The 8105-nt window shown below is 53.4% G+C and carries 6 protein-coding genes; 4 read left to right on the top strand and 2 right to left on the bottom strand.

The features are described from left to right. The 3 genes from VE954_RS38105 to VE954_RS38095 all read left to right on the top strand — a co-directional run. Window positions 1–2496: 7TM diverse intracellular signaling domain-containing protein (locus tag VE954_RS38105; protein WP_324963049.1), on the top strand; the 2496-nt coding region annotated here is incomplete at its 5' end. 84 nt (window positions 2497–2580) lie between these two features. Then, window positions 2581–3615 (top strand): leucine-rich repeat domain-containing protein, encoded by a 1035-nt coding sequence (locus tag VE954_RS38100; protein ID WP_324963048.1) that lies wholly within the window; start codon window positions 2581–2583, stop codon window positions 3613–3615. Between the two features lie 128 nt (window positions 3616–3743). Further along, window positions 3744–4781, top strand: coding sequence for a methyltransferase domain-containing protein (locus tag VE954_RS38095; RefSeq protein ID WP_324963046.1), 1038 nt, complete (start codon window positions 3744–3746; stop codon window positions 4779–4781). Here the strand turns inward: VE954_RS38095 and selD are convergent. Beyond that, a complete protein-coding gene (gene selD / locus VE954_RS38090; RefSeq protein ID WP_324963043.1) occupies window positions 4778–6880 on the bottom strand; it encodes a selenide, water dikinase SelD in 2103 nt (700 codons plus the stop codon). The genes VE954_RS38095 and selD overlap by 4 nt on opposite strands. A gap of 129 nt (window positions 6881–7009) precedes the next feature. After that, window positions 7010–7435, bottom strand: coding sequence for a hypothetical protein (locus tag VE954_RS38085; RefSeq protein ID WP_324963041.1), 426 nt, complete (start codon window positions 7433–7435; stop codon window positions 7010–7012). Between the two features lie 44 nt (window positions 7436–7479). Between VE954_RS38085 and VE954_RS38080 the strand changes: the two genes are divergently transcribed. Next, window positions 7480–8105: hypothetical protein (locus VE954_RS38080; RefSeq protein ID WP_324963039.1), on the top strand; the 626-nt coding region annotated here is incomplete at its 3' end.

Raw genomic sequence — 8105 nt, 5'->3', positions numbered from 1 at the left:
ACGGGACGTGTCGGCCCCAGCGATGATCCTAAACATTATGAACCCGGCGTCCGTACCGGTCGCAAGATCTTTACCCCCAAGTCGGCTGAATTCGATATTGTCATCCAAACGGCGAGTTTCGAATTTTTCACGACCGGAATCACAGGCACTCCGCAAATCGGAACAATTGCTGGAATTCAGCAAAATCGCGAGCGTGCAATTTTTGTCGACGTCTTCCTGATCGGCAGTTTACTGATCATGGCCATCTATCATTTCGTTTTGTTTGCTTTGCGGACCAAAGCCCGTTCGACCTTCTGCTTTGGGATGGTGTGTTTGGCCTCGTGTGTCTATATGCTGGCCGCATCAGGTCAAACAGCTGTCATTATATTTCCCGACCTTTCCTTCCCGGCTCAGCTTAAGCTATTTAATACATGGGTGATAGGTCTGCCGTTTTTCGCTTATTTCACTTATGAATTGTTCCCCCGATACTATTCCCGATATGTCATATACTTTGCGTTCATCACCGTTGTGCCGTTCTATGCTTTTATCCTTGCCACGGAACCACGTACTTTTGTGGACTTAACGCTTTGGATGCAGCTCGAAACGCTGTTGGTGGGCGGGTATTCCATCGTCGCTGTGATTCGATCGGTGTGGGCCAAAGAGGAGGGCTCGGTCCTATTTCTGAGCGGAACCGCATTGTTTTTAAGCGCAGCCATCCATGATATCCTTCTGTCCGGAGGGCGGGTGGTGTTCCAATCCTATCCCATGGGCAGTGTCGGCGTTTTTAGTTTCGTCTGCTTCCAGTCGATCCTCCTGGCTCGCCGTTTTTCCAACGCTTTCATACGTGCTGAAGTTTCTGAAATCGAGATTCGTAAGCTTTCCGATGATCTTCGCGTGGAACGCGATCATGTTGTCAGTATGAACGAAAATCTGGAATTGCTGGTCGACGAAAAAACGCGTGATATCCGGTCGATCATGGCCCATATTCAGCTCGGAATTTTTGCGATTGGCCGCGAACAGTTCCGGATTGAAAAGGATTACTCCCAGCATTTGAAGGACCTTTTTGAAGCCACGGAACTGGCTGATGCGGACGCCTGCACGGTCCTGTTTGAAGCCACCAGCCTCAGCTCCGACGAAATCAGCCAAGCGGTCAATGCGCTGGCAGCCTCGCTCGGGGAGACCATGCTAGCTTATGATATGAACGCGCACTGTCTGCCGCGTGAACTGAAACGGCGACGTAAGGATGGTAAGGACAGGATCCTGGACATTTCCTGGAACCCCATTGCCAATGACGAGGATGTGATCGAGAAGATGCTGGTCACGGTCCGTGATGTGACCGAGCTGCGCGCCTTGGAAGAGGAAGCCCAGGACCGCAAGGAAGAACTCCAGTTTATCGGCGAGCTGATCAATGTTACGCCGGAGGCCTTCAGACGCTTCATTCACAGTTGCTATGATTTCATTTATGAGAACAGAAAGCTGCTCAACTCGCAGAGTATCTATCAAAAGGATCTGGAGGTCTTAAAGGTCCTCTTTATCAACATGCATACGATGAAGGGCGCGGCCCGTTCGCTTTACTTCAAAAAAATGACCCGCATCTTCCATGATGTGGAGCAGTATTATGCCATCCTGCAACGCGAACCTCAGGTGAAGTGGGATGTCCAGAAGATGAAGAACGACCTGGACGAGGTCGAGCGTATTGTGACAACGTATGCTGAAATCAATAAGGAAAAACTGGGTCGGAAGTCGGGTGACGAGCGCGATGTTGAATTAACAGAAGGTCAGGTTATCAGCATGTATCGTGGTCTGAGCAATGTCGAAGAAAGTTATAAGGAAGTGTTCCGGGCCAAGGACTCAGCCCTGTTGACTGATATGAAAAGCTCGCTGTTCCCCCTTATTTTTACGCCGGCTGAGCACGTTTTAGTGGATATTTGCCAGTGTGTAACGACCCTGGCCAAGGATCTGGACAAGGCCAAGCCCGTGATTCGAATTCAGGCCGAGGGCTTGTTCATGACCCGGCATGGCGAAGACCTTTTGCGGCGCGTCTTCGTTCACATCCTGCGCAATACCATGGACCATGGGATTGAGAAGCCCCAGGTGCGCAAAAACAAAGGCAAGCCTGAAGCTGGTTTGATCACGATTACCATGGAAAAAGGCCCGGAATCGGTCCTGCTCCGCTACCAGGACGACGGCCGTGGTCTCGATATCGAAGCCATCCGCAACCGGGCGAAAAGTCAAAATTTTGCAGAGTATTCGGATAGCCTGTCGCTGCAGGACGCAGCCGAACTCATTTTCTGTTCCGGTCTTTCCACAGCCACCAAAGTGGGCGATATCTCGGGCCGTGGGGTGGGGATGGATGCGGTGCGCAAATACCTGCGGAAGGAGGAGGGCGATATTGAATTGCAGCTTCTCGATCCGCGGGGTGTGACCACGGGCTGTTACCCATTTCTGTTCCTGATTCGGTTGCCCCTGGAGCTGTTTGCTTCGGATCAGTCGCTCACGATCAATGAAGCGGCTTGACGCGGACTGGTAAAAAGGTCTCATGTTTTCCCTGGGATATGCCGATAGGAGCGCATAACACCAACAGATTCTGCAGGGAATATCATGAAGAGATTAGCGATATTCTTACCGATTTTTGGGATGCTCGCGGCTTGCAAGGGCGATGATAAGAAGTCGGAAGACCAGGGACCCGTGGGTGCGGCCGAGACCGCGCCTGTCGTGGTGGAAGACACCTCCCAAACTGATTTCAGCCGTTACTGTCGAGAGGATCTCGAAAAAGGCTCAGGCAGCGAAATCAATGCTTGGAGCGCCGCCTTCAATGCCCGTAACTGCACCGAGCTGGAACTTCATCTGCAAAAAAACCCTCGGCTCTCGCTGACCAACAAAGGTCTGGCGGACCTGAAACCCCTGAGCTTTTTTAATCATTTTACTCAGCTCGACCTTGGGCAGAATAAAATTTCTGACATCAGCAGTCTGAGTACGATGGCCCAACTGGATCGGTTGGATCTTTCCAGCAACCCGATTACAAGCCTTGCGCCTCTCACTGGGCTGACCCAGCTTAAGATTCTAGCTGCCAATAGTATTAAGGCCACCGACTTTGGAAGCTTGAGTTCGCTCACGAGCCTGACCACGCTCTGGTTGAATGGCAACGCACTGCAGGACATAAGCTTTGTTTCCGGATTGAAAAACCTGCAGGATCTTCGTCTGTCGGATAACGCGATCAGTGATCTCACGGCCCTGTCCGGTTTGACCCAGATCTGGTCGCTTGAACTGCGCAAGAATAAAATCGTTCAGCTGAATCCATTGGGTTCGCTGGTCCAGATGCGCGAGCTTATTTTAAGCCAAAATCAAATCGTATCCCTGGCCCCTCTGACCTCGATGACGGGACTGATTACCTTGGAAGCGCGTAGCAATCAGATTGCTGATCTTACCCCAGCGCTAAGCTTCACGAAATTGAGTTATCTGCTGGTTGGCAGCAATCAGGTGACGACTGTAGCGCCGGTTAAAGATGTCAAGGTGATTTCGGAGATCGATCTGGCCAATAACCCGCTCGGGACTACGGTCGCCAGAACGGCAGCCAATTGCCCAACCGATGCGACCAATATCCTGATTCGTGAGTTTTGCCAGCCTGTCCCGTAAGCTCAAGGCGGAGTTACGGCTCCGCACTCCATTCCTTCCTTTATGCTCAGGGCAAAAACCAGTAGTATGGCGCCGGCTGGCGTGGCGCTGCCGCGTTTGATGGTTAACCTGGGTAAAGAGGAATGGTCATGGCACAACTGGACCTTATCAAAGATTATTATGGCAAAGTTCTCGCCTCGAAAAATGATCTGAAAACCACAGCCTGCTGCTCGGCGGAATCTCTGGCTCCACATCTGAGCCGTCTCGTGGTGCAAATCCATGACGAGGTGCGGTCCAAATTCTACGGGTGCGGTGTTCCCATTCCGGCCTGTCTTGAAGGGTTGACTGTGCTCGACCTTGGTTGTGGCACGGGCAGGGACTGCTATCTTCTCTCGAGTCTGGTGGGACCGCAGGGCAAGGTTATTGGTGTGGACATGACCGATGAGCAGCTGCAAACGGCTCGTCAGTACCAGGACTACCATCGCGATATTTTCAAGCAAAAGGAATCGAATATCAGCTTCCGGCAGGGTTTCATTGAAGACCTGGCGAGTCTTGATATTGCCGATAACAGCGTGGATCTGGTGGTCTCGAACTGCGTGATCAATTTATCGCCGGACAAGGATCGCGTCTTCGCCGAAATCTTTCGTGTGCTGAAACCGGGCGGTGAGCTTTATTTTTCGGATGTCTATGCTGACCGACGCCTGCCCGCAGCCTTCAGTCAGGACCCTGTTCTTTTAGGGGAATGCCTCGGCGGTGCGCTCTATTTTGAAGACTTCCGCCGTATCCTGGCCAAACAAAACTGCCTGGACGCCCGCATGATCAGCCGAACCGAGATCATGATTACGGACCCGACGCTGCGTGAGCGACTCGGCAACGCGCGTTTTTTCAGTATCACAACACGGGCTTTCAAACTGCCCCTGGAAGATCGCTGCGAGGATTACGGACAGGTTGCCTGGTACAAAGGCACGATTGAACATGCGCCGCATGGTTTTGCATTGGATGATCATCATATATTCGAAAAAGGTAAACCTATGCTGGTTTGTTCGAACACGGCGTCGATGCTTCAGGATACGCGTTACCAGAAGCATTTCCGCGTGGACGGTGATACCTCGATGCATTTTGGTTTGTTCGACTGTGGGCCCACGACTGCAGCAGCTGATGCGTCCAGCGGTGGGGCCTGCTGTTAACAGAGAGTGATCGAAGGGTCACCCGATCGCAGCACGGAGCCGATCACACAGCATTCCGTAAATCCTGCCTCGCGAGCGGCTTTGACCCAGGCGTCGGCCTCTGATGCCGCGATGCTGACGAGAAAAGCACCCGAAGTCTGTGGATCACAGTGCAAGGACCAAGGGATGACTCCGGTATCGGAAACTTTGCAGAGGCTATCCGCATAGCTTTGATTGCCGAGCGCCAGCGTACTGGTGATCCCGGCTTCAATCAAAGCCTCCACGCCATCCAATCGAGGTACGTGGCCGCCCTTAACCTCAACCTGCACCTGACTGGCCTGGGCCATCTCGGATAAATGTCCGAGCAGGCCGAAGCCCGTGACATCGGTCACACCATGAACCGCAGGCTGAGTTATGAGATGCAGAATATCCACATGATTCCGTAGCATCGACCTTAGGCATTGATCCAGCCACGGCCCGCGTGTCTTTTGGTGCATGAGTCCTGCCAGCACCAGGCCGGTTCCCAGGGCTTTGGTGAGAATCAGGGCATCTCCAACCTGCAATCCAGATTTCGGCCGCCATTGATCATCAGCAGGCTTTGGCGCTTGCAGTTGCAGACCTATAGCCAGCTGCAGTCCTTCGGCACTGTGACCACCGACAAGCCTGGCTTCCATGGTTTCAAGAATCGACGCCACACCGCTGAGCAGTTGATAAAGATCATCCTGCATCAAAGGCGCTGCTTTATGAGGGAGCACGGCCAAAGCCATGCAGGTCTGAGGACGCCCCCCTTTCGCCAACAGATCCCCAGCGGCGTGAAGACAGGCCATTTGTCCCAGAAGGAAAGGATCATCGATAAATGCCGGAAAATAATCCAGCGACTGCATAACCCAGCCCTGCGTGTTCACCAGGGCTACGTCCTCGCTCATGCCCATGGAACGATGCGTGGTGGCGTCCTGAAAAACTTTGGGATAGCTCTTGGACACAAGGCCTAACGCGGACTTCAGCGTTCCACCTTCCACCTTGGCCCCACAACCGAGACACCGCATGGAGTCGTCCTGGGCCGGCATCATCGTTGCCGTGGGCAGCTCGGTAAATTTTTTCATAAAGGCTCGATCAATCCAGTCCTTTAAAGGCCAGACCCATGACGCCTGCCAATAAAAGGATCCCCGCATGGCAATTGCATCCCGATGGCCCGTTGTAATCAAAGCCAAATGATTTTTTTGCAGACTCACCTTTTGCAAAGGTTGAGCTTTGAAGAACCGTTGAATATTGTCATAGAGAGGGCGAGCCAGACGCACAGCATAGACGCCGGAACGCGGTCGCGGCTGCTGTTCGATAACGGCGCAATCACCTGCAGCAAAGATTCGACCCTGGCCCAGACACAGCAGGTTTTCATCGGTCAGAAGAAAGCCTCGGGCGTCCACCTTCAGTCCTGAAGCTTCCAGCAGAGCAGGTCCCTTGGCGGCTGTGGCCCAGAGCACCAGATCACTCGATGAGGCCACGCGCATGGATTCCATTTCACCAAGGTGCACTTCGATACCGCGGTCCCGGCAGAGTTGGGTTACTTTCCTGCGAACACCACGAGGTGCCTGGGGCAACAGTTCGGGATCGCGTTGAATCAGAGTGATTTTTTTCTGACCAGCGAAACGACCTTGAAGACTCAAGGCCACTTCAATCCCTCCGGGTCCTCCACCGATGATGGCAATCGATGCCGCGTCACGCAGCTGCTGTTCCTTTTGTAGAAAATCATGCATCGGTTTTACACCGAGGCCCAGAGATTCTTTCTCCGGTTCACTGCCGATATTGATGGATAGAACGTCCCAGGGCACAGAGGGTCGATGAGCCAGGTCTATTTTTTTATGGATCACATCAATATGGGTGGCTGTGTCCTGAATCAAGCGTACGTGGGCGGCCGCACAGAGTCGGACGAGGTCGATATGCATCTCTTCATGGGAATAGTTGCCCGCCAAATATCCTGGAAGCATTGCGGAATAGGCCGTCAGGCTATGCGGCGAGATCAAAACGACTTCCACATCAGGGAGGGGATTCATGCTCCACATCCGGATGAACAGAGCGTGGGAGTGGCCACCGCCGAGCAGGATTAATCTTTTCTTCAACATACCTGAAAGTCCCGTCATGCATAGGATTGGAGCGAGCGAAGGCAGAGACTCGGCAGGAAGAATTCCAGCACTGTAAACGAGCCGCCCAACTCACCTTGCTTAGCATGACTGCAGATTTTCGGAAAGGCTTCAGGGGATCCAGAGTTCATCGTGACATAGAACGCAGCTGGGTGGACCGCTGTCGCCAACGCCTCGCAGGTCCGTCCCATGGCATTGGCTGCAGGTCGTGGAAACCTGATCGAGCGATTCGTGATGCAGATAGCCTTCCCGGTCCAGGGTATGGGTGGACGGCGCCAGGACTAGCTCGGGCTCATAGGATATCCAGCGCTGGCCGTGGCATTGATAGCAGGACGGCTGACCCTGCAGGCCTCCCAAAAGATTTTTACCGTGGCAGTGCTGGCAGTAACGCTCAGCACGGAGCGCCGACGTTCCGTGGGCTATCCCGTTCTTATTGATGGAATGACCGCGAAGGCTGCGGATTCCCTTGTCCTCAATGCTGCAGGATGCGAAAATGAGGCACAACCAGACTGAAATGATGAGTCGTCCATATTTCAAGGAGTGAGTCCTCTCTTTTAAACTCATTCTGTAGGAAGTTTATCATGCCCTCGTTTCGCATCACCACGCTGGGTCTTATGTTTTTGTGTCTGCTTCCATCGTATCACGGGACGGAAGCCACTCCGCTTTTAGCTCTGCGCGAGGCGCAAAACTGTGGCGGCTGCCATAATCCGGGGCGATCGCAGCGGCCGTACTTCGAGCGACGCTGTACCCTGGATTGTCAAGGCTGCCACGCGGATCCCACCGGCGGAGGGGCACGCAATCAATGGGGTTACTACTATTCCGTTGATCAACTCCCGTCATATAGCCCTTACAAGCCCATCGATCCCTTGAAAGACGAGAGCCGCTTTGATTTGCACGTCGATGGTCGCACGATCCAGTGGGTGAAGCCTGGCGGTGATCAGGTGACCTTTCCCATGTCGCTCGAAACATCCGTTCGGGTTCGGCCTTTGATTCGCTATTTAAGTCTGAGTTATTCGGCGGTGATGCTGGGTCGGCTGGATGATTCCGTCTTTCGCGTCGATCGCGAGGGATCCCGCCGTTTTCGTGAACGCTATGCAGCGATGGTGGATAACCTGCCGCTGAACGCCTATGTGCGGGCTTATCGGGGCACGCCGATGTACGGACTCAAGCGGCCCAATCATACCCTTTGGATTCGCGAGCGTTTGGG

Origin of the sequence: Oligoflexus sp. (assembly GCF_035638955.1) — a bacterium.
Taxonomy (GTDB): Bacteria; Bdellovibrionota_B; Oligoflexia; order Oligoflexales; family Oligoflexaceae; genus Oligoflexus.
The sequence above is the reverse complement of the archived record's forward strand: the minus strand, read 5'-3'. Positions and strand labels throughout refer to the sequence as shown.

Excerpts from the sequence above, each read along its gene's own strand:
- VE954_RS38100 (WP_324963048.1), top strand. The coding sequence starts at position 2,581 with ATGAAGAGATTAGCGATATTCTTACCGATTTTTGGGATGCTCGCGGCT.
- VE954_RS38095 (WP_324963046.1), top strand. The coding sequence starts at position 3,744 with ATGGCACAACTGGACCTTATCAAAGATTATTATGGCAAAGTTCTCGCC.
- selD (WP_324963043.1), bottom strand. The coding sequence starts at position 6,880 with ATGTTGAAGAAAAGATTAATCCTGCTCGGCGGTGGCCACTCCCACGCT.